This window comes from Hyphomicrobium nitrativorans NL23 (genome assembly GCF_000503895.1).
Taxonomy (GTDB): domain Bacteria; phylum Pseudomonadota; class Alphaproteobacteria; order Rhizobiales; family Hyphomicrobiaceae; genus Hyphomicrobium_C; species Hyphomicrobium_C nitrativorans.
Genome location: NC_022997.1, coordinates 834,021 through 853,727 on the forward strand (window position 1 = coordinate 834,021; position 19,707 = coordinate 853,727).

26 protein-coding genes are annotated in these 19,707 nt (G+C 62.6%); 22 read left to right on the top strand and 4 right to left on the bottom strand.

Annotation, left to right across the window (positions count from 1 at the left end):
• Genes W911_RS03880 through W911_RS03895 form a run of 4 tightly spaced genes read left to right on the top strand, consistent with a single transcriptional unit; the run spans position 1 to position 1,766 of the window.
• Complete coding sequence (locus W911_RS03880; protein ID WP_023786205.1) at positions 1 to 408, top strand: hypothetical protein; 408 nt, start codon at positions 1 to 3, stop codon at positions 406 to 408.
• A 43-nt stretch (positions 409 to 451) separates the two neighbouring features.
• On the top strand, positions 452 to 853 hold the full coding sequence (locus tag W911_RS17155) for a rod-binding protein (protein WP_244438585.1): 402 nt from the start codon (positions 452 to 454) through the stop codon (positions 851 to 853).
• 5 nt (positions 854 to 858) lie between these two features.
• On the top strand, positions 859 to 1,320 hold the full coding sequence (locus W911_RS03890) for a hypothetical protein (RefSeq protein WP_023786207.1): 462 nt from the start codon (positions 859 to 861) through the stop codon (positions 1,318 to 1,320).
• Complete coding sequence (locus W911_RS03895) at positions 1,317 to 1,766, top strand: hypothetical protein (protein ID WP_023786208.1); 450 nt, start codon at positions 1,317 to 1,319, stop codon at positions 1,764 to 1,766. Before W911_RS03890 ends, W911_RS03895 begins: the two co-directional genes overlap by 4 nt.
• Before the next feature lie 49 nt (positions 1,767 to 1,815).
• Here W911_RS03895 and fliI read toward each other — a convergent pair whose 3' ends face one another.
• The 3 genes from fliI to W911_RS03910 all read right to left on the bottom strand — a co-directional run bounded on the left by fliI (position 1,816) and on the right by W911_RS03910 (position 4,795).
• On the bottom strand, positions 1,816 to 3,162 hold the full coding sequence (fliI, locus tag W911_RS03900) for a flagellar protein export ATPase FliI (protein WP_051388668.1): 1,347 nt from the start codon (positions 3,160 to 3,162) through the stop codon (positions 1,816 to 1,818).
• Between the two features lie 119 nt (positions 3,163 to 3,281).
• Positions 3,282 to 4,007 carry a flagellar basal-body rod protein FlgF gene (gene flgF, locus W911_RS03905; RefSeq protein ID WP_023786210.1) on the bottom strand — a complete coding sequence of 242 codons (726 nt, stop codon included), beginning with the start codon at positions 4,005 to 4,007 and terminating at the stop codon, positions 3,282 to 3,284.
• The gene (locus W911_RS03910; protein WP_023786211.1) at positions 4,007 to 4,795 is read right to left on the bottom strand and encodes a DUF1217 domain-containing protein; all 789 of its coding nucleotides are present in this window, start codon (positions 4,793 to 4,795) and stop codon (positions 4,007 to 4,009) included. Before W911_RS03910 ends, flgF begins: the two co-directional genes overlap by 1 nt.
• A 174-nt stretch (positions 4,796 to 4,969) precedes the next feature.
• Between W911_RS03910 and motA the strand changes: the two genes are divergently transcribed.
• The 4 genes from motA (at position 4,970) to W911_RS03930 (ending at position 7,992) form a co-directional block, all read left to right on the top strand.
• Positions 4,970 to 5,842, top strand: coding sequence for a flagellar motor stator protein MotA (gene motA / locus W911_RS03915; RefSeq protein WP_023786212.1), 873 nt, complete (start codon positions 4,970 to 4,972; stop codon positions 5,840 to 5,842).
• 100 nt (positions 5,843 to 5,942) lie between these two features.
• Complete coding sequence (gene fliN, locus W911_RS03920) at positions 5,943 to 6,341, top strand: flagellar motor switch protein FliN (RefSeq protein ID WP_023786213.1); 399 nt, start codon at positions 5,943 to 5,945, stop codon at positions 6,339 to 6,341.
• A gap of 71 nt (positions 6,342 to 6,412) precedes the next feature.
• Positions 6,413 to 7,495 carry a flagellar biosynthesis protein FlhB gene (gene flhB / locus W911_RS03925; protein WP_023786214.1) on the top strand — a complete coding sequence of 361 codons (1,083 nt, stop codon included), beginning with the start codon at positions 6,413 to 6,415 and terminating at the stop codon, positions 7,493 to 7,495.
• Between the two features lie 11 nt (positions 7,496 to 7,506).
• Positions 7,507 to 7,992, top strand: a complete 486-nt coding sequence (locus W911_RS03930) for a hypothetical protein (protein WP_023786215.1) — start codon at positions 7,507 to 7,509, stop codon at positions 7,990 to 7,992.
• A gap of 85 nt (positions 7,993 to 8,077) precedes the next feature.
• Here W911_RS03930 and W911_RS03935 read toward each other — a convergent pair whose 3' ends face one another.
• Positions 8,078 to 8,353 (bottom strand): usg protein, encoded by a 276-nt coding sequence (locus tag W911_RS03935; protein WP_023786216.1) that lies wholly within the window; start codon positions 8,351 to 8,353, stop codon positions 8,078 to 8,080.
• A 240-nt stretch (positions 8,354 to 8,593) separates the two neighbouring features.
• Here W911_RS03935 and W911_RS03940 point away from each other — a divergent pair, with 240 nt between their 5' ends.
• From W911_RS03940 to W911_RS04005, 14 genes are all read left to right on the top strand, one after another.
• Positions 8,594 to 9,229, top strand: coding sequence for a MarC family protein (locus W911_RS03940; RefSeq protein ID WP_023786217.1), 636 nt, complete (start codon positions 8,594 to 8,596; stop codon positions 9,227 to 9,229).
• A gap of 131 nt (positions 9,230 to 9,360) precedes the next feature.
• The gene (gene flgB, locus W911_RS03945; RefSeq protein WP_023786218.1) at positions 9,361 to 9,741 is read left to right on the top strand and encodes a flagellar basal body rod protein FlgB; all 381 of its coding nucleotides are present in this window, start codon (positions 9,361 to 9,363) and stop codon (positions 9,739 to 9,741) included.
• 3 nt (positions 9,742 to 9,744) lie between these two features.
• A complete protein-coding gene (gene flgC, locus W911_RS03950) occupies positions 9,745 to 10,164 on the top strand; it encodes a flagellar basal body rod protein FlgC (RefSeq protein WP_023786219.1) in 420 nt (139 codons plus the stop codon).
• Positions 10,164 to 10,505, top strand: coding sequence for a flagellar hook-basal body complex protein FliE (gene fliE / locus W911_RS03955; RefSeq protein ID WP_023786220.1), 342 nt, complete (start codon positions 10,164 to 10,166; stop codon positions 10,503 to 10,505). Before flgC ends, fliE begins: the two co-directional genes overlap by 1 nt.
• Positions 10,506 to 10,533: 28 nt before the next feature.
• Positions 10,534 to 11,322, top strand: a complete 789-nt coding sequence (gene flgG / locus W911_RS03960) for a flagellar basal-body rod protein FlgG (protein WP_023786221.1) — start codon at positions 10,534 to 10,536, stop codon at positions 11,320 to 11,322.
• Between the two features lie 24 nt (positions 11,323 to 11,346).
• Positions 11,347 to 11,892, top strand: a complete 546-nt coding sequence (gene flgA, locus W911_RS03965; RefSeq protein WP_081717622.1) for a flagellar basal body P-ring formation chaperone FlgA — start codon at positions 11,347 to 11,349, stop codon at positions 11,890 to 11,892.
• The gene (flgI, locus tag W911_RS03970) at positions 11,889 to 13,001 is read left to right on the top strand and encodes a flagellar basal body P-ring protein FlgI (RefSeq protein ID WP_023786223.1); all 1,113 of its coding nucleotides are present in this window, start codon (positions 11,889 to 11,891) and stop codon (positions 12,999 to 13,001) included. The genes flgA and flgI overlap by 4 nt, the downstream gene beginning before the upstream one ends.
• Entirely contained in the window at positions 12,998 to 14,032 is a 1,035-nt protein-coding gene (locus tag W911_RS17160) for a MotE family protein (protein ID WP_023786224.1), read from the top strand. Before flgI ends, W911_RS17160 begins: the two co-directional genes overlap by 4 nt.
• Complete coding sequence (gene flgH / locus W911_RS03980; protein ID WP_023786225.1) at positions 14,029 to 14,805, top strand: flagellar basal body L-ring protein FlgH; 777 nt, start codon at positions 14,029 to 14,031, stop codon at positions 14,803 to 14,805. The genes W911_RS17160 and flgH overlap by 4 nt, the downstream gene beginning before the upstream one ends.
• Positions 14,806 to 14,834: 29 nt before the next feature.
• A complete protein-coding gene (locus W911_RS17165; RefSeq protein WP_023786226.1) occupies positions 14,835 to 15,332 on the top strand; it encodes a flagellar basal body-associated FliL family protein in 498 nt (165 codons plus the stop codon).
• On the top strand, positions 15,329 to 16,066 hold the full coding sequence (gene fliP, locus W911_RS03990; RefSeq protein WP_023786227.1) for a flagellar type III secretion system pore protein FliP: 738 nt from the start codon (positions 15,329 to 15,331) through the stop codon (positions 16,064 to 16,066). Before W911_RS17165 ends, fliP begins: the two co-directional genes overlap by 4 nt.
• Positions 16,067 to 16,251: 185 nt before the next feature.
• The gene (locus tag W911_RS03995) at positions 16,252 to 17,178 is read left to right on the top strand and encodes a flagellin N-terminal helical domain-containing protein (protein ID WP_023786228.1); all 927 of its coding nucleotides are present in this window, start codon (positions 16,252 to 16,254) and stop codon (positions 17,176 to 17,178) included.
• A 197-nt stretch (positions 17,179 to 17,375) separates the two neighbouring features.
• The gene (locus tag W911_RS04000; protein ID WP_023786229.1) at positions 17,376 to 18,311 is read left to right on the top strand and encodes a flagellin N-terminal helical domain-containing protein; all 936 of its coding nucleotides are present in this window, start codon (positions 17,376 to 17,378) and stop codon (positions 18,309 to 18,311) included.
• Between the two features lie 173 nt (positions 18,312 to 18,484).
• Complete coding sequence (locus tag W911_RS04005; RefSeq protein ID WP_023786230.1) at positions 18,485 to 19,444, top strand: flagellin N-terminal helical domain-containing protein; 960 nt, start codon at positions 18,485 to 18,487, stop codon at positions 19,442 to 19,444.
• Positions 19,445 to 19,707: the final 263 nt, after the last annotated feature.

Sequence of the window (19,707 nt, forward strand, 5' to 3'; positions counted from 1 at the left end):
ATGCGGGATCGGGTCAAGACCCTGAAACGGGTGCTTCAAGTCCAGAAGAAGCTTCATGCGCTCGAAGAGCTCAAGTATGTGCGCCTCAAGCAGAAGGTGCAGCAGTGCCAGGACGATCAGCGCGACCTTACGAATTCGCTTTCGAGTGAAGATGCGCTGCACGGGTTGTTTTTGGACATGACCGTGCGGCGTGTTCAGGCGCTACGGCTGGAGGAGGCGCGGCTTGCTCCACTGATCGAAGCGCAGCAGCGCGTGCTGAGCGAGCATGGCGCGCGCCTCAGCAACTCGGAACGGCTCTCGGCCGAGCTTGGCGAGGAATTGAAGCGGACCGACGAACGGCTGGAACTCGAACGCCTCTTGGAGGCAGGTTTTGCGCAGAGCGGCGCAAGCTCCGAGCAAGACCGCTGAGTCATCCTCAGGGCTCAAATTGTTGCGCCTCGGAGGCATGTTTTTGAGCGCAGACCTTCCGATCCGACCCCTTACCGACGCGTCTTCGAGCGTGGAGACGGCGCTTAAAGCGCGTGCGGGCCGCGTGCGTAACGCGCCGGATGCGGCGCAGAAGTTCGAATCCTTCGTGCTCCAGACGTTCATTCAGGAGATGATGCCGAAGGAAGCCGAAGGCGTTTTCGGCTCGGGCGTGGCGGGGGATTTCTGGCGATCCATGATGGCCGAGAAGATGGCCGAGCAGGTTGCGGAACGCGGAGCGCTCGGAATCGCGGATCTCGTGAGGACTGGCGGTGCGGCGCCCGCGCGAACACCGGCGTCCGTGTCTCTCGACGTGCTGAACCATCTTTCCACACTCGATGCGGCGGCGTTCGCGTCGCCTGACGATGAGCCCAAGTCCGGAGCGTAAAACCCATGCTGCAGCGTCCTGCCGATCCCGCACAAAACTATTCGACGGCGACCCAGGCATCGCCGTCTCTTCCTCCCGCCTCCATGGCGGGGCTTCCGGTTGGCGGCTCCGCGCCGATCTCGATGCTCGAAATCGCGATCCAGCGGCTTGAGGAGATCGTCGATCAGGAGACGAAGGCGCTGAAGCAGCGGGAGACGATCGATCTCAAGGGCTTCAACGACCGCAAGAGCCAGGCGCTTCTGGAGCTGACCCGCTGGATGCGCAATATATCGGGCGTGGAGGCCAACCCTCAGATTGCCGCTCGCATCGGCGCGCTCAAGGAGAAGCTCCTGGTCAATCAGGCCGTGCTCAAGCTGCACCTTGAAGCCGTGCGTGAGATTTCCGCGTCCATGGCCGACGCGATCCGGCAGTCCGAATCCGACGGGACGTACACGCAGGCAATCTCTTCCGCCTACAGGCAGCTATGATCAAGCTTCTCGCCACAGGCCTGTGGGCGTCCGTCGTGACGCTCGGCGCCGTGTTCGGCGTGCTGGAATGGCAGAAGAATGCCCAGACAGGTGACGGCGCGCAGGCCGAGCTGAAGATCGAGGAATACCGGACGAAGGCCATCAACGTGCCGATCATCGGCAACGGGGCCATTCAGGGCTATATGGTGGCGCAGTTCGTGTTCACGGTCGACGTCACGGCGATGCGCAAGCTCGCAATCGATCCCGAAATTTACGTTTTGGACGAGGCGTTCAAGACTATCTACGCGGGCGAGCAGATCAATTTTCAGAACATGAAGAAGCAGGATCTGCCGGCACTTGCGAAAGCGCTTGCCGACAATGTGAACGGCCGGCTCGGATTACCCATCGTGCAGGAAGTGCTGATCGACCAGCTTTCCTACATCCCGAAGAACGAGATGCGGGGATAATCGCCCACGTAAGCTGGGCCGCGATCTCTCCTGAAAAATCTAGACGGTTCTAGCCGGGCGGGGCGGCTTGGCCGGCGTTCGGGTCTTCCTTCGGCTCGGACAGCGCGCGTGCGATCTCCTGGAAGGGATCGGTGCTTTGGGGATCGAACATGGTCTGCTTCATGCTCTCGTAGAGCTTCGGTACGATGTCGATCGCTTTATCGAGTTCGGGATCGGCGCCTTTCTGGTAGCCGCCCATGAGGCGCAAGTCGCGTGTGTCCTCGAAGTGAGCGATCATCGCGCGGAGCATCATCACGAGCTTCCGCTGTTCCTCCGACCAGACCGCATTCGCGAGACGTGAGACGCTGGTCAGGACGTTGACGGCGGGATAGCGGCCCTGGTCGGCGATCTTGCGATCGAGCACGATATGGCCATCGAGGGTGCCGCGGATGCTGTCGGCGATGGGGTCGTTATGGTCGTCGCCGTCGACGAGAACCGAGAATACGCCGGTTATGGAGCCTGTGCCTTCGAGGCCGGGGCCGGCCCGTTCGAGCAGTTTCGGCAGCTCGCTGAAGACGGAAGGCGTATAGCCGCGGGCGACGGGGGCTTCACCCGCGGCGAGGGCGACCTCGCGCGTGGCATGAGCAAAGCGCGTTACGGAATCGACGATGAGGAGCACGCTTTCGCCCCTGTCGCGGAAGAACTCCGCTACGGCAAGCGCGGTCTTGGGCGCGAGGCGCCGCATCATCGGGCTTTCGTCGCTGGTCGAGACGACGGTGACGGCGCGGGCACGGTTCTGCGCGAGCGCATCTTCCAGGAATTCACGCACCTCGCGGCCGCGCTCGCCCACGAGCGCGAGCACGACCGTGTCGAAGCCCTGTGACCTTGCAAGCATCGACAGGAGCGTCGACTTGCCGACGCCGGAACCTGCGAAGATGCCGATGCGCTGGCCGGCGCAGAGCGGCGTGAAAAGGTCGATCACACGTACGCCGGAGCGGAGCGGCTCGCGGACGCGGTCTCGGTTCAGCGCGGAGGGCGGTTCGGCGTCGAAGGCGTAGGCGCGCGCGCCCTCCGCGAGCGGGCCGAGACCGTCGATGGGCGCGCCGAGCGCATTTAAGACGCGGCCTTTCCACGAGACGTCGGGCCGCAGGCTTTGGTCGCTATGCTGCCAGGCGATTTCACCGGGGCCGATCTTGAGATTGACGTCGAAGGGCTTGATGGTGGCGCCTGCGCCGTCGATGCGCACGACTTCGCCCAGTTGCAGGGTGGGGCCAGTTTCGAAACTCAGGCGGTCGCCGAGCTTCAGGCGGCGCGAGAGCCCGGACACTTGCACGTAGGCCGGGGTTACCTGGGTGACGACGCCTCCCACGCGGACGAGCGAGAGCGAAGCTGCCGCGCGGCCGATGTGATCTTCCATGCGGTCGAGCGCGGTCGCATCGCGGTGGGGGGCGGCGGACGCGTCCGGCGTCGTCACTGTCGGGGTGTCGGTCATGGATGCGTTTTAGCGTCAGGGGCGGTCATCGCGTCGAACCTCCGTCAGCTCGTTTCGCCGATGGTCCGCACGGCCTCGCTTAACGTCTGCTCGGACTGGGAAATGGCGTTGTTGATGGAATCGAACGAGCGCTGGATCTGGATCAGGCGCGAAATCTCGGAGACGGGATTGACGTTCGACTGCTCCGTAAAGCCTTGAAGAATACCCACGCGGTTGAAGTCGAGCGCAGGCTGGGCCGCGACGTCGGGGATCACGCCGGAGGTGTCGTGACGGCTTAAGCGGGCGTTTTCCGGGATCGTGAAGAGGCCGAGCGCGCCCATCTGGTTGCCGTTCTGAGTCATCATGCCGTCGCGGGCGATGACGGGCGCGCCGGCTGCGGGATTGAGCTGGATCGGTGCGCCGCCGACATCGAGAAGCGGGTAGCCGGTGAGGGTCGTAAGCGCGCCTTCGGGCGTCATGGTCATGCGGCCGTCGCGTGTGTAAACGATGCCGCCCGGACCTTGAAACGCGAGCCATGCGTCGCCGCTGACGGCCACATCGAGGGGGTTGTCCGTGCGGCTCACGGGGCCTGCTTCGCGTGAGAGGTAGGTGTTACCGGGCGACACGAACGCGGTGGGTGCGTCCGTCTTGTCGGAGATCAACTGCTCGAACTTGACCTCTTCCGCGCGAAAGCCCGCCGTCGTTGTGTTCGCCACGTTGTGGGCGACCGTCTCCAGGCGGCGCATCATCGCCATCTGGCCAGACAGCGACACGTAGAGGCTAGGCTGCATTAACGTCCTCCGAGCTTCAGGGTTTGTATGCTGGCGAGCACATCGCTCGATATGCCGATGGGGGCGCCGCCCGCCATGAACGGCGTGAGGTTGGTGAACTGCTGTTGCGGCGCACGGTTGTTCATCTCCCACATGGTCGTGAAGCGGGTGATGAACGCTTCGAGCTTTTTTGGCTCCTTAAAGTCGGCGACATTGATGCGTTTCGCATACATGTCGGCCTGCTTGTCGACGTCCATGAGGGCCGTCTCGGCGGCAAAGCCCAACGCGGTCTGCGCAACCTTGAAGAGCGCGCGGTCGGCGAGGAGGCCCATTGCGCTCGTGAGGTTCGGGGCCTTGCGGGCGAAGTAGAGGGCGAGGCGGACGCCTTCGTTCTGCTCGCCGGAGCGTTGTTCCAGCGACAGGCGCACGAAGCGGTCCACGGTGCCTTGACGAGCGTCGTGGCCTTCGGTGGCGGCTTCGCCGTTCGCTGCGAAATTGAACGTCGCGGCCAAGTCCTTGAAGCGGACATCCGTCAGGGTGTTGGCGAAGGCCTTCGGGTCCGACACGCCTTCGGTCAGGACTTTACGTACGAAGGCCTTGGCGTAGGCCATGTCCTCAAGGCCGAACGCTTTCATGGCGTATCGGTAGACCCGGTCGTTCTTCATGAAATCGTCGACGCTTTTGATTTCGCCGATCTTCTCCAAATAGTTCTTCGACTCGCGCGCCACCTGGGGCTCTTTCGCGAGCGTGGTGAGCGATCTCGTGAGATTTTGGGAAACCAGTCTGTAACTGTCCGATGTGGTGAGCACGGCTCGGGCCTCGCGTCTCGGGTTGCCAGTCTCGTGGTTCCGCCTTGTCTCAGGCTGACTTTAGCCCGCGACCAGATCAGGGCCGACGGCCGTTTGGCCAAGGCCTTGATCAGGCTCGCGCAAGGAGGTCCCGGCTAAAAATACGTTAACAGGGCTTAACGCGGGGTTTAGCCGGTGACGATTATCCTCGGTCTGATTATTACGCTCGGCTGCATGCTCGGTGGCTACGTGGCCATGGGCGGCTATGTCGGCGTGTTGTGGCAGCCGTGGGAGTTCGTCATCATTCTGGGCACGGCGCTCGGGACGTTCATCGTCGCCAATCCGATGAAGGTCATCAAGGATTCCCTCAAGGGTCTCGGCGAGGCATTCGGCAACGCTGCGCCTACGAGCCGCCATTACCTCGACGTCATGGGGCTTCTTTATTCGCTCATGCGGGAGCTGCGCTCGAAACCGCGCAACGAAGTCGAAAAGCATATCGACACGCCGGAAGAATCGGCGATCTTTCAGAAGTTCAGCTCGGTCCTCAAGAATCGGGATCTCACCACCTTCATCTGCGACTATTGCCGCCTCATCATTATCGGCAATGCGCGCACGCACGAGGTGGAGGCGCTGATGGACGAAGAAATCCAGACGCTGCGCAGCGACAGGCTCAAGGCGTATCATGCGTTGACGACGGTTGCGGACGGGCTTCCCGCCATCGGCATCATTGCCGCCGTGCTCGGTGTCATCAAAGCGATGGGCGCCATTTCCGAGCCGCCCGAAGTACTCGGACACTTGATCGGTGCCGCACTGGTCGGAACGTTTGCCGGTATTTTCTTCTCGTATGCCGTTTTTGCACCGCTAGCAGGCAAGGTGAAGACAGGCCGCGAGAAGCAGATGCGCCTCTACATCGTCGCGAAGCAAACTTTGCTGGCGTTCATGAATGGTGCCATGCCGCAAGTTGCGGTGGAATATGGACGCAAGACCATCTCGGCTTACGAGCGTCCGACGATCGACGAGGTTGAGGCCGAGACGCTCGGAGGCGGCGGCGAGGCTCAGGCGGCGTAGACCGCCATGCTTGAAGGCGTGCGTGCCACGGGGCGCGGCGCCTGATACACTGTGACCCCGTCCCGAAGTCGCAATGCGAACGCAGGCCAGGTAGATCGCGATGAGCCAAGAGGGTTCCGATATTCGTCCCGCCGCAGCGGAGCTGCAATCGATCATGGATCCGGCAGCGCCAGAGAACTCGGCGGACGCTCTTTTCAAGTCCGCTGCGCAGCAGACTGCCGCGGGGCAGAAGCCGCATCATCTTGAGACCGTTTTGCAGATTCCGGTGTCGGTCAAGGTCGTGCTCGGTTCGGCGACGATGCCGGTCGCCAATGTGCTGAAGCTCGGGCGCGGCGCCGTCGTGCCGCTCGACCGGAAGGTTGGCGAGCCGGTCGACGTGGTGGTGAACGGCCGCGTCATCGCACGGGGCGAGGTCGTCGTTCTTGACGAGGACAGCTCGCGGTTCGGCGTGTCGCTTACGGAAGTGATCGGGACCGGGACGGGGACGCGCGTCGTTTGATCCCCATTCGGCCGTGGCCGACGGGTTCGTTTTTCATTTGCTTACGCCGTTCCCTTTGAGGGCGCCTCCCGATGTCTGATCAGCCAGACAAAGCAAGTAAAACAGAAGAGGCGACAGAGAAGAAGATTCGCGATGCCCTGGAAAAAGGGCAGACCGCTTCATCGCGCGAGGTCGCGACGCTGGCGGGCCTTATCGCGACGCTCGGCGCACTCTACTTCTTCCTCTCCAGCAGCGTTTTGAACGTTCGGGATTCTCTGGCGAGTTTCATCGATCGGCCGGAGGCGTTTTCGCTCAAGTCCGGTGCGGACGCTTCGGCACTTCTGTTTATCGTCGGGATGGAGGGGATCAAGATGGTCGGTCCTATCGTGCTCCTTCTCATGTTCGCCGGTGTCGCGGCCTCCGTGGTGCAGAACCAGCCGAGGATCGTCGGCACCAGGATCGAGCCCAAGCTCGAACGCATTTCCCTCGTCAAAGGATGGACGCGCATTTTCGGCCTCAAGGGGATGGTCGAATTTCTGAAGAGCGTCTTCAAATTCCTGACGGTTGGCATTGCCGGCTATATCGCGCTCCGCAACGCGGATCGCGACATCATCAATGCGCTGTTCATGGAGCCCGTTGCGATCCCTGAGCTCATGAAGCAGATGGGGATCAAAGTGCTGGTCGCCGTGATTATCACGGTGGCCTTCCTCGTTGCGGCGGATATTGCGTGGTCGCGCTTCTCCTGGCGTCGCGATCTGCGCATGACAAAGCAAGAGGTGAAGGATGAGCATAAGCAGATGGAAGGCGACCCGCTCATCCGCATGAAGCTGCGCTCCATGCAGCGCGATCGCGCGCGGCGGCGGATGATCGCGTCCGTGCCGAAGGCGACGCTGATCGTTGCCAACCCGACACACTACTCGGTTGCTTTGCGCTATGTGCGGGAAGAAGGCGGCGCGCCAGTCGTTGTCGCCAAAGGAAAAGATCTCGTTGCGCTCAAGATCCGCTTCATCGCGGAGCAGAACGGCATCCCAATTTACGAAGATCGGATGCTGGCACGCTCGCTCTACGCAAGCGTCGAGGTGGATAAGATGATTCCACCGGAGTTCTACAAGGCGGTCGCCGGAATCATTCTGTTCTTCGCTCAAAAAGGACAGACGGCCCGACCGGCCATGTGAGGATCGAGACCATGCTGAAGCAGGGCAAAGATTATTCGCGTGAGCGCGAGAAGGCGCTTGCCGACGGCCTCAGGGACGTGGCGTCCGAGCTGAGGCTCGTCGATCCGGCGGACTTTATCGCGTTTCTTCGGACCGAGCAGTTCGGGAATATCCGCAATCTCGTGAATTCCTCGACGGAGATGTTCTTCAAGCCGGGGACGATCACCTTCGGACTATCGGGCGAAGTCGATCTTCCCTGGGACCGGGCGCCGTCGGTCTCGCTCGACATGGAGTTTCATCACCTTAACGTTTCCGCTTACTTCCGCCTCGTACTCGAAGCGTTCCACGCGGGCGTGGACCTCAGCTACGTGTCGTTCGAAGGGGGCTCGGACGATCCCGACAAGAATACGTGCCGGCTCGTCGAAGCCATCGAGGATGCGCGCGTCGTGCCGCGTTCGCGTGGGAGCAAGACGGCGTCTCAGGCGGGCGCCTCGGCAGATGGGGACGTCCGGCTCTAAGCTTTTGTTCGATCATGCTGGAAGGCCGGTTCCTGCTTTTCCGGAAGCACTCCACGCAGGACGCGTTCCGGTTCTGATCGTTCGCTCAGTTGAGCTTGAGCTCGGTTCCGATCAGGCGGAGTTCGTGCGGCTTGATCAATCCGGCGTGCGCGACGAGCACCTGGTGCAGCTTGCCTTCCAGGTTGCGCGACCAGAACTCCAGGAAGCTTTTCAATTTCGGGAAGCGTGGGTGGAGATCGTAGTCCTGCCAGATGTAGCTCTGCATCAGAGCGGGATGGTCGGGCAGGCGATAGATGATCTCTGCGGTGGTGAGGCTGTAGCCCGCAAGCATGCGGACAAAATCGTTGTCGGCCTTGCTCAAAGTGTTGCTCCGGGTCTTGCGTCGTTCACGGAAGCAGGATACTTGAGCGCGTAGAAAAATCAATATTTCTGTTAAATATCATATTGTTAGCAGCAAATTCCGGCGGATGCTAACAGGGGCGTGGATTGCGCGGCGTCCTCCCCGGCCGCGGGCGACGTGCGCGGCCCATGTTTTCGTATTCGGGATGCGAGCTGCTATGCCTGTCCGCGACGGGTGGGCTTTCGCGATCGGAGTGTGCGGATGTTCGGTACGGCACTCACAAGTTTCACGACGTTCTTCGCGACGGTCGGGCCGATCGAGGCTGCGGTGTTGTTTGCGGCATTCACCTCGGGCGTGCCGGTGCCGCAGCGGAGACGGATCGCGCTCAGGGCCACTGCTATCGCGAGCTTGATCCTCGTCATCTCGACGCTGGCGGGCGGGCCGCTGCTGCGGCAACTCGGCGTTTCCATTCCCGCGCTGCAGACGGCTGGCGGAATCATCCTGCTCATGATTGCGCTCGATATGGTGTTCGCCCGGCCGACCAGCGTGTTCAAGCTGTCGCGGCCGGAAGGGGAGGAGGCGCAACAAAAGGACGATCTCGCCGTGTTTCCGCTGGCGACGCCGTTGCTCGCCGGGCCGGGGGCTATGAGCGCCGGTATTTTGCTGGCGGCGAACGCCGAGGGCAATACGGTGGAGCTTGCCATGACCATCTCGGCGCTGGGCGTCGTCATGGGCGTCACGCTCGTGCTGCTTCTGCTCGCACACGAGCTTTCCCGTTACCTCGGTGTGACCGCGCAGCGGGTGCTTATGCGCGTGTTCGGCATCCTGCTCGCCGCCATCGCGGTCGAGGCGCTCTTTGCCGGTCTTGCTGGGAGCGGCCTCGTTTCGCGCGGATAGAGGCTTTCGGGCCGCAGTGCGTTAACACTTTCAGCCGTCGAGGGTTTCGGCCCCGTTCGCCGTCCGCTCACAAGCTTCGGACAAGATTGCAGACCTAAAACGGAGAGTGGCTCAAGGCGGGGCGCGCTCTCATGGACGTTACAAATTTCTTTTCGATCGCGTCTCAGCAGAATCGCTGGCTCGGCGTGCGCCAGTCGGTGATCGCGCAGAACATCGCGCATGTGAACACGCCCGGCTACAAGGCGCTCGACGTGGAGCCTTTCGAGGCCGTTCTCAACGCGACCGGCCTCAAGATGCAGAAAACGCAGGCCAGCCACTTGAGCCCTGCGAGCGGCACGGGAAGCGACGCTCAAACTCAGGAAGAGTCGCAGTGGGCCGTCTTGCATTCCGGAAACAGCGTGAGCCTCGAAGAGCAGTTGTTCAAGGCGAGCGAAGTGACGGGCCAATATTCGCGTAACACCGGCGTGATGAAGGTGTTCCACCGCATGCTGCTCGCATCGACCAAGGGGTAAGCCATGATCGATCCAATTCGGATTGCCGTCAAAGTGGCGGCCTCGGGCCTCGAAGCGCAATCGCGGCGTATGCTTATCGTCTCGGAGAACCTTGCGAACGCGTCATCGACGGGCAATACGCCCGGCGCCGACCCTTACATGCGCAAGACCGTGAGCTTCCAGGCTGCGATGGACGAAGCGATGGGTGCGAAGCTCGTCAAAGTCGATCGCGTCGATGTGGATCGTAAGCCGTTTCGCGTCGAATACGACCCCGGCCATCCTGCGGCGGATGGGAACGGCAACGTCAAGCTTCCGAACGTCGACATGCTCGTCGAGCTTGCCGACATCCGCGAGACCAATCGATCCTATGAAGCGAACCTGCAAGTCGTGAAGCAGGCACGCTCCATGATGTCGATGACCATCGATCTGCTCAGGAGCTCGTAATGCTGGACGGCGTTGGGCGATTTCCGAGTGTCGGCACGGGAAGCCAATACGGCCTCGCGCAGCCTACCCCCGTGGCACCCGCGCCCACTCCGCAGACGGCGCCCGTTCGCACCGAGCCATTGCCGAGCGACTTCGGCGCTGTGCTCGGGCAGATGACGCTCGAAGCCATCAGTACGTTGCGTTCGAGCGAGCAGACGGCGGTTGCAGGCGTTCGCGGTCAGGCTACGGCGCAGCAGGTGGTCGAGGCCGTCATGGATGCCGAGCAGACGTTGCAGACCGCTATCGCCATCCGCGACAAAGTCGTCGCGTCCTATCTCGAAGTCAGCCGTATGGCTATCTAGCCCGTGAATTGAAAGTCAGGACACGTCCATGAGAGCGCTTGCGATTGCTGCGACGGGCATGAACGCTCAGCAGACGAATCTTGAGGTGACCGCGAACAACATCGCGAACATCAATACGACCGGCTACAAGCGCACGCGTGCCGAATTCACCGATCTTCTCTATCAGGCAGAGCGGGCGCTCGGCGCGCCGGCGCGCGGAGGCGCGGCAAACCTTCCGGAAGGCGCCTATGTGGGCCTTGGCGTGCGGACGGCTGCGATCCGCCATTTGCATCAGCAGGGTTCGCTCGCGCAGACGACGAACAAGCTCGACCTCGCGCTCAACGGCCGTGGGTGGTTCCAGATCACGGGGGCCGACGGCGAGACGTTCTATACGCGCGATGGTGCGTTCAACAAGAACGACCAGGGCCAGATCGTGACGCTGGACGGCTATGAGGTGCAGCCGGCCATGACGGTGCCGCAAGATGCCGTCGACATCATCGTCAACGAGACGGGCGAGATCTACGTGACACTTGACGGGCAGATTGAGCCGCAGCTCATCGGCCAGCTCACGCTTGCGTCGTTCGTCAACGATGCGGGTCTGGAGCCCTTGGGCGGCAACCTTTACCGGGAGACGGAATCTTCGGGCGATCCTGTCACCGGCGTGCCAGGCGATCCGGGCTTCGGGCGCATTCATCAGGGCTACCTTGAGAATTCGAACGTCGATGCCGTGAAGGAGATCACGCAGCTCATCTCGGCACAGCGCGCCTACGAGATGAACTCGAAAGTCATCCAGACGGTGGATTCGATGTACGGCACGGTGGCCAACAACATGCGGTAAGCGTGTAGGGGAGCGGTGACGATCATGGCGAAGGTCCGGAGACCCGTCATTTCCAGAATGCGGGGCTGGCTTGGGGTCGTGACGTGCGCGCTCGTCGGTGTTGCCGTGGTCGCGGGCCCGTTGCGGGCCGGCGAGTATGACTACGAAGACGACATGGAGCCGACGCAGACGCTTGCGCAGGAGCACGTGCTGCCGGTGCCGCGCGTCACGATCTATCCGGGCGACGTCATCACCGAAAACATGCTGTCGGATCGGCCGTTCTTCGGCGCGGAGTATGAAGGTCGCGGCTTCGCCGGATCGCAGGGCGATCTCGTCGGCAGAGTTGCGCGCCAGACGCTGCTGCCGCATTTGCCCATCGCAGCCACGGCCGTGCGCGAGCCACATGCGGTGGTGCAGGGGCGGCCAGCGGTCGTGTATTTTCAGTCCGGTTCGCTCATCATCTCGGCGACGGCGATGCCGCTTCAGGCGGGTGTTGCGGGTGAAGTCATCAGCTTGCGCAACACCGACAGCGGGACGACGATCCGCGGCGTTGTGCAGGGGGACGGCACGGTTCGCGTGGGGCTGCCATGACGCGCTGCGCCACACTTTTTCTCGTTTTGGCGGCCGTTGCTGCGCTTGCGCCGGGGGCGGCCGACGCCACGACGCGGATCAAGGATATTACAGCCGTTCAGGGCGTGCGGGCCAACCAGCTCGTCGGCTACGGCCTGGTCGTGGGCCTCAACGGCTCGGGGGACAGCTTGCGCAATGCGCCCTTTACGGCGCAGTCGCTCGAATCGATGCTCGATCAGATGGGCGTCAACGTGCGCGACTCCGCTTCGCGGACACGCAATGTCGCGGCTGTGCTCGTGACGGCGGATCTCCCGCCGTTTGCGGGGCGCGGCGCCCGGATCGACGTGACGGTCTCTTCGCTCGGCGATGCCACGTCGCTTGCGGGCGGTTCGCTCGTCATGACGCCGCTCAATGGCGCAGACGGTGCGATCTACGCGGTGGCGCAGGGCCCCGTGGCGGTGAGCGGGTTCCAAATCCAGGGCCGCGCGGAAACGCTCAGCCAGAATGTGCCGACGACGGGACGCATTCCGAATGGCGCACTCGTGGAGCGGGAGGTTGCGGGTTCCCTCGACGATGAGGAGACGCTCGTGCTCGAACTGCGCAACCCGGACTTTACCACTGCGGTTCGCATTGCGGATGTGATCAACGACTACACCAAGGCGCGTTACGGACGGCCTTCGGCGCGCGAGCAGGATCTCAGGAGCGTGGCGTTGAGGCGGCCGCACAACGTGAGCGCGGCGCGGTTTCTTTCCGAGGTCGGCGAACTCGTTACGCAGGCGGATTCTCCTGCACGGGTGGTGATCGACGAGAGAACGGGAACCGTGGTGATCGGGCGGGACGTGCAGATCGCGACGGTGGCGGTTTCGCACGGCAGCCTCACGGTTCGGATTACGGAAGGCGCGCAGGTCTCGCAGCCCGAGCCGTTCTCCGACGGCGAAACCGTGGTGGTGCCGGAGACCTTTGTGACCGTGAACCAGGAAGGCGCAAACCTCGCCATCATGGGCGGCACCAACCTCGAAACGCTGGTGCGAGGCCTCAACATGATGGGTCTCAGGCCCATGGGCATCATCGCCATTCTGCAAGCCATCAAGACGTCCGGTGCGCTTCAAGCGGAGCTTGTGGTGCAATGAGGTGGCTGGAAGCGGAGCGCGGAAACGAAAACGGTGCAGCGAGCGGGGGGCGTCTGCTCGCGCTCGGTCTGGCGTTGGGTGTGCTCGGCTTCGCAGGGGGTATCGTGGCGCCTGCCGCTGCCCAGCGAAACTGGGACCCCATTGTCGCGACCGCGCCTGGCGGTGCGCTGCAAGGGCATCAGCAGTTGCCCGTTATGGTCGATCCACGCCAATTTCCGCCCCCTGGGCAGCCGTCCGCCGCGGTCCCCAACGACCCGCTTCCGCAAGGCGCCTGGTCGCCTCTGGTGACGGGAGCCATTCCGGATCGGCGTCCCGCACAGCGGCGCGCGACCGCGACGCCGAAATCTGGGACGGATGCGGTGCAAAGCCGTGCCTCGCCTGTCGCCGACGGGCTGTCTCCGATCCGGCCGACGCGTGGCGGTATCGTAACGGGAACGGTTCAGAGCGAGCCGGCAGCTTCCGCGTCCGATGCGGCCGACGATGCGTCTGCGCCGCCTTCACGGCCCGGTCCCTTGGACGCGCTGCCTCCCAATGCCACGGCGGCGCAGCAATATTGCTTCAATACGGCCGATACGGCCGCGGATGCGCGGTTCGCCTGGCAAGCCAAGAAGATCCAGGAAATGGAGGCCGAGCTCAACAAGCGCGCGGAGCAGCTCTCGGCCAAGACCGAGGAATACAAGACGTGGCTAGCACGGCGCGACGAGTTCTCGCGTAAGGCTCACGAAAAGCTGGTGGGGTTTTATTCGCGCATGCGCGCCGACGCGGCGGCGGCGCAGTTGGCGGCGATCGACGAGGAGACGGCGGCGGCTGTGGTGACGAAGCTCGAAACCAAGGTCGCAAGCCAGATCATGGGCGAGATGGAACCTGCTCAGGCCGCGAAGATCGCGAGCGTCATTGCGGGCGCTGCGCGGACCAAACCTGCCGCGCGCAGAGGTGCTGCCGCACGCGGTGCGGCGTCGGGTGCACGGAATCGGGATGCGGCGGCGACGCCCGGCAATGCAGCCAGCGCGCGGGGGCGCCCTGAATCATGACGAGGCACGCAATCATACCGCTCAGTTCCCGGCCAAAGCCGACGCTCTCGCGCGCGGCGCCAGGTGTCGTCGCGCTCACGCTCGCCATGCTGTCGGGTGCCTGCGCCGTCGATCCGGCCGATATCGGGCGCGAGCCGGCGCTCAGCGCTGTCGGCTCCGGTTTGCTCGCGAACCGCATGCCGCTTCCTGCGGAACCGGCGCCGCGCCCGGCTTACCGGCCCGGAAACTCGATCTGGCAGGATGCGAGCGCGGATCTGTTCCGCGATCCGCGAGCGCGCAAGATCGGCGATGTGGTGACGGTGAGGATTTCGATCAAAGACAAGGCGAGCATCGACAACAATTCGAAGCGCTCGCGCGACTCCAAGGCCAAGCTGAAGCCGAAGCTGATCTATGACGCGACGACGTCGGGAGGGACGGCGGTGTCGGGCGATCTTTCGCTCGATGCGCAGGTCGATGCCGGGACTTCGACGGACAGCAAGGGCCGCATCAACAGATCCGAGGATATCAAGCTCTTGGTCGCTGCCGTCGTTACGGGTGTGCTGCCGAACGGCAATCTTATCATCAGCGGGAGCCAGGAAGTTCGCGTGAACTTCGAGGTGCGCGAACTCAGCGTGGCTGGGATCGTGAGGCCGCGCGACATTTCGACGGACAATACGGTCGCGTACGAGAAGGTCGCGGAGGCGCGGATTTCCTACGGCGGGCGCGGCCGGATTTCGGAAGTGCAGCAGCCAGCGGTGGTCCACCAGCTCTTCGATCTTCTGACGCCGTTCTAGGCTGCGTACTCATTGTAGGGGAGCGGCCGTTGGCCAAGAAGGACACGAAGGGCGAAGGCAAGGGCGGCGGCGGACTTATCGGAGTCGTCGTCGTGACCGTGCTTGCGCTCGCGTGTGGCGCGGGGTTCGGCTTCTATATCGATGCCCAACTGAAATCCCGGGCAGGAGCGATCCCTCAAGAGAAGGTCGAAGCACCCGCCGGGGCGCCCGCGCCCGCGGCTCCCGCTGCGTCTCCGACGGCGCGGCTCGTGGCGCTTGCGCCGATTGTCGCCAACCTTTCCGAGCCGTCGACCGCGTGGATGCGAGTCGAGGCGTCGATCCTGGTCGACGATACAGAGCCTGGTTCCGATCTGTTGGCTGCCCAGCTTGCCGAAGATATTCTCGCTTACCTCAGAACCACGACGCTTACCCAGTTCCAGGGAGCGAGCGGGTTCCAAAACCTGCGCGAGGACTTCAAGGACCGCGCCACCATTCGCGATCCCGGCCGGATCAAGGACGTCATCATCCATGGAGTGGTTGTGGAATGACGCTTCGCGCCCTCCTCGCTCTGCTCTTCGTTCTCCTTCCCGGCGTTGCGCTTGCGCAGGGGCTCAACCTTGAGAACCTGATCCCGTCCGACGAGCAAAGCACCACCGGGCGGATGGTGCAGATCGTGCTCCTGATCACCGTCCTCTCGGTGGCGCCGGGCCTTCTCGTCATGGTGACGTGCTTCACGCGCTTCGTGATCGTGTTGTCGCTATTACGTTCGGGCATCGGTCTGCAGACAACGCCGGCGAACATGGTGCTCGTGAGCCTTGCGCTGTTTCTGACGTTCTACGTGATGGCACCGACGTTCGACCGGGCCTGGCAGAACGGCCTTAAGCCGTTCATGGAGAACCAGATCAGCGAGGAGGAGGCCTATACCCAGATTACGCAGCCGCTGCGTGAGTTCATGCAGGCCAACGTCAGGCCGCGGGACCTCGAACTCTTTCAGGATCTCGCCGAGGAGCGTTTCGGTCCGCGTGACGAGAATGCGGAGGTCGAGCTCAGGGTGCTGATACCGGCCTTCATGATCTCGGAACTCCGACGAGGCTTCGAGATGGGCTTTCTCGTCGTGCTGCCTTTTCTCGTCATCGATCTTCTTGTCGCGACCTTAACCATGTCCATGGGCATGATGATGCTGCCGCCAACGGTCATGAGTTTGCCGTTCAAGATCCTGTTCTTTGTGCTGATCGATGGGTGGAACCTGTTGGTGGGTGGGCTCGTCCGGTCGTTCCCTTGACGGGATTATCTTCAACCCGACCCAGCTAAAGCAGCGGCGCCTATTAACCGGCGCGCAATATATGCTCGTTATGCTGAAGTCTGTGGCAGCTGGGTTAGGGGGACATCCTTGGCACGCCGCCGCGGTGGAATGATTGGCCGTCGTTACGGCCTGAATGCGTAGCGTAGTGTAAGGGTAGTAGCGATATGAGTAGCATCAACACCAACATCGCGGCAATGACCGCGTTGCAGACCCTCCGGTCCACAAACTCCGAACTTCTTCAGACGCAGAACCGCATTTCGACGGGTCTGCGCGTTTCCAGCGCCTCCGACAACGCCGCTTACTGGTCGATCGCGACCACGATGCGCAACGACCGTCAGTCGATCTCGACGGTTTCGGACGCGCTCGGCCTCGGCTCCGCGACGGCGGAAATCGCTTCCAAGGGCATCGAGACCGGGATCAAGATCGCCAGCGAGATCAAGGACAAGCTGCTTGCCGCCCGTACGCCGGGCGTTGACCGCGCCAAGATCCAGACCGAAATCACCGAGCTTCAGGAGTCTCTGAAGGCCGTCGTCGGAGGTGCAAGCTTCAACGGTCAGAACTGGCTTCAGACCAGCAGCGACGACGAAGACGCCCGTACGATCGTGTCGTCGTTCTCGCGCGGTTCCGACGGCAAGATCTCGATCGGCACGATCTCGGTCGATCTCGAATCGACCCGTCTCGTCGACACGTCGACGGGTGCGTCTGCCGGCGGTATTCTCGACGCCGACATCGCGATGGCTACGGGCACGGGCACCGTGACGGTTCTCGACCTCGACATCTCGGCGCTTGAAGACACCACGGAGGATCTCGCCGACCTCGAAGCGATGATCTCGGGCGTGGACGCGGCCATCGAAAAGATGACGGATGCGGCCAGCACGCTGGGCGCCGTCAAGACGCGCATCGACATCCAGAAGGACTTCTCCGACAGCCTCATGGCGGCGATCGACAAGGGTGTCGGCCAGCTCGTCGACGCGGACATGAACGAAGAGTCGACCCGCCTTCAGGCCCTGCAGGTTCGCCAGCAGCTGGGCATCCAGGCTCTTGGTATCGCCAACCAGAGCGCCCAGTCGATCCTGTCGCTCTTCCGGTAAAGTTCGGTCCCTTCGAAACCCACCGATCCTGGAAGGCCGTGTCCCTTGGGGCGCGGCCTTTCCTCTTTGAGATCCTGCTTTAGACGGCTTGTTCGTTTTAGGACACCCGTTAACAGTTCGGTAAGTAAAGCTGCCCTACCTTCGATTCTGAAAGCCCGACTTGGAGCGGGACATACGGGTCGGAAGGGAAACCTGACATGGGCAGCAGCATTAACACGAACATCGCGGCGATGACCGCGTTGCAGAGCCTCAACGCCACCAACAAGCAACTTCTCACGACGCAGAACCGTGTCTCGACGGGTTTGCGCGTTGCGGATGCATCGGACAACGCGGCCTACTGGTCGATTGCGACCACGATGCGCGGCGACCGCTCGTCGATCTCGACGGTTGCGGACGCGCTCGGCCTCGGCTCCGCCACGGCGGAAATCGCCGCCAAGGGCATCGAGACCGCGATCAAGATCGCCGGCGAGATCAAAGATAAGCTGATGGTTGCCCGTACGCCGGGCGTGGACCGCACGAAGATCCAGAAGGAAATCTCGGAACTTCAAGACTCGCTCAAGGCCGTCGTCGAGGGTGCGACGTTCAACGGCCAGAATTGGCTCCAGAGCAACAGTGCCGACGCTGCGGATGAGAATCGGACGATCGTGTCGTCCTTCTCGCGCGCTTCGGACGGCAGCATCTCGATCGGTACGATCACGGTCGACCTGGAGGCGATGCGCCTCGTCGATACCGACACGGGTGCTTCCGCCGGCGGTATCCTCGATTCGGACATCGCGCTCGCAACCGGCACCGGCACCGTGACGGTTCTCGATCTCGACATTTCCGCTCTCGAAGACAATGCCGAGGATCTCGCCGACCTCGTGAAAATGATCGAGGGCGTCGATAGCGCCATCAATAAGATGACGGACGCGGCCAGCTCGCTCGGTGCGGTCAAGACGCGCATCGACATCCAGAAGGACTTCGCACAGAGCCTGATGGATGCCATCGATACTGGCGTCGGGCAGCTTGTGGATGCCGATATGAACGCGGAATCGACCAGGTTGCAGGCTCTCCAGGTTCGCCAGCAGCTCGGTATCTCGGCGCTCGGTATCGCCAACCAGTCCGCTCAGATGATCATGAGGCTCTTCCAGTAAGCCTCGCGCTGGCGACGCACGCTTTCAAGGCGAAAGCCGCGCTCCCTCCCGGAGCGCGGCTTTTGTCTTTCCGCGTGCTCCGTCTTCCTACAACTGACCCTCCGTTATGCTCGCAATCCCCGCACAAGGTTCGAAAGAAAGAATGTCTTACGAATCGGTAAAGGGGCGCTGGCATGAGCAGCATCAACACGAACATCGCGGCGATGACCGCGCTGCAGACCCTGAGCCAGACCAACAAGGATTTGTTGGTCACGCAGAACCGTGTTTCCACGGGGCTGAGGGTTAAGGACGCCTCCGACAACGCCGCTTACTGGTCGATCGCAACGACCATGCGCAGCGACAACATGGCGGTCTCGACGGTTCAGGACGCGCTGGGGCTCGGCGCCGCGACGGTGGAGGTGGCCGCTACCGCGCTGAACAGTTCGATCGAAACCGTCAGTAAGATCCACGCCAAGCTCGTTGCGGCGATGGCACCCGGTCTCGACCGCCACAAGATCCAGACCGAGATCAAGGAGCTACAGGCCGAGCTGAGGAATACCTCGCAGTCGGCTGTGTTCTCAGGCGAGAACTGGCTCCAGGGGAACTCGGATACGGGGCCCGACTCCAAGACGATCGTGGCCTCTTTCTCCCGTGACAGCAGCGGGACGATCTCGATCGGCACGATCGAGGTCGATGTCGGGCCGGGCGGCACGATGATGTTCGATCTGGGGACCTCGGCCTCCGCAGGCGGTCTGCTCGACAAGACACACACTCTCACGAACGCAACTGCGCCGAACAACGAGATTTCGATTGCGGGCGAAAGCACAGGGCTCACGATCGATTGGATCACCGACGATCCGGACGATCTCCTTGCGCTCAAGGAGATGGCGGAGATCGTCGATAAGGCGCTCCGGAGCATGACGGATGCCGCGACGCTTCTCGGCGCCGCCAAGTCGCGAATCAGCTTGCAGAAGGACTTCGTGAGCAAGCTCATCGATTCGATCGATGTGGGCATCGGACAGCTCGTCGATGCCGATATGAACGAAGAATCGACGCGATTGCAGGCCTTGCAGGTGCGCCAGCAGCTCGGCGTGCAGGCGCTCGGTATCGCCAACCAGTCGGCGCAGATGATCCTGAGACTGTTCCAGGGCTAATCCAGGTATTTCCAGGGCCCGGCTCCCCATCACACCCGAGCCCCCAAGAAGGCCACGCCACCCCGCCCCGGCGTGGCCTTCGCATTTTCGCTCGGCGCAGTTGGTGCTGGCGGAGGCGATGGCGTGGTGATGCCCGTGCCTCGCTCCGCTTCTTTTCGGCGCAAACGTTTGGCGCGGCAAACCCCGCGCAAGCTTGATCCCTCAGAATCCCGGTGCACCATTCCGCTAGAGCGCACAATGGGTTGGTTGGGGGTTGGCTGAGC

Coding starts and splice junctions, on each gene's coding strand:
- W911_RS03880 (WP_023786205.1), top strand. CDS start 1: ATGCGGGATCGGGTCAAGACCCTGAAACGGGTGCTTCAAGTCCAGAAG.
- W911_RS03890 (WP_023786207.1), top strand. CDS start 859: ATGCTGCAGCGTCCTGCCGATCCCGCACAAAACTATTCGACGGCGACC.
- W911_RS03895 (WP_023786208.1), top strand. CDS start 1,317: ATGATCAAGCTTCTCGCCACAGGCCTGTGGGCGTCCGTCGTGACGCTC.
- fliI (WP_051388668.1), bottom strand. CDS start 3,162: ATGGAAGATCACATCGGCCGCGCGGCAGCTTCGCTCTCGCTCGTCCGC.
- flgF (WP_023786210.1), bottom strand. CDS start 4,007: ATGCAGCCTAGCCTCTACGTGTCGCTGTCTGGCCAGATGGCGATGATG.
- fliN (WP_023786213.1), top strand. CDS start 5,943: ATGAGCCAAGAGGGTTCCGATATTCGTCCCGCCGCAGCGGAGCTGCAA.
- flhB (WP_023786214.1), top strand. CDS start 6,413: ATGTCTGATCAGCCAGACAAAGCAAGTAAAACAGAAGAGGCGACAGAG.
- W911_RS03930 (WP_023786215.1), top strand. CDS start 7,507: ATGCTGAAGCAGGGCAAAGATTATTCGCGTGAGCGCGAGAAGGCGCTT.
- W911_RS03940 (WP_023786217.1), top strand. CDS start 8,594: ATGTTCGGTACGGCACTCACAAGTTTCACGACGTTCTTCGCGACGGTC.
- flgB (WP_023786218.1), top strand. CDS start 9,361: ATGGACGTTACAAATTTCTTTTCGATCGCGTCTCAGCAGAATCGCTGG.
- flgC (WP_023786219.1), top strand. CDS start 9,745: ATGATCGATCCAATTCGGATTGCCGTCAAAGTGGCGGCCTCGGGCCTC.
- fliE (WP_023786220.1), top strand. CDS start 10,164: ATGCTGGACGGCGTTGGGCGATTTCCGAGTGTCGGCACGGGAAGCCAA.
- flgG (WP_023786221.1), top strand. CDS start 10,534: ATGAGAGCGCTTGCGATTGCTGCGACGGGCATGAACGCTCAGCAGACG.
- flgA (WP_081717622.1), top strand. CDS start 11,347: ATGGCGAAGGTCCGGAGACCCGTCATTTCCAGAATGCGGGGCTGGCTT.
- flgI (WP_023786223.1), top strand. CDS start 11,889: ATGACGCGCTGCGCCACACTTTTTCTCGTTTTGGCGGCCGTTGCTGCG.
- W911_RS17160 (WP_023786224.1), top strand. CDS start 12,998: ATGAGGTGGCTGGAAGCGGAGCGCGGAAACGAAAACGGTGCAGCGAGC.
- flgH (WP_023786225.1), top strand. CDS start 14,029: ATGACGAGGCACGCAATCATACCGCTCAGTTCCCGGCCAAAGCCGACG.
- fliP (WP_023786227.1), top strand. CDS start 15,329: ATGACGCTTCGCGCCCTCCTCGCTCTGCTCTTCGTTCTCCTTCCCGGC.
- W911_RS03995 (WP_023786228.1), top strand. CDS start 16,252: ATGAGTAGCATCAACACCAACATCGCGGCAATGACCGCGTTGCAGACC.
- W911_RS04000 (WP_023786229.1), top strand. CDS start 17,376: ATGGGCAGCAGCATTAACACGAACATCGCGGCGATGACCGCGTTGCAG.
- W911_RS04005 (WP_023786230.1), top strand. CDS start 18,485: ATGAGCAGCATCAACACGAACATCGCGGCGATGACCGCGCTGCAGACC.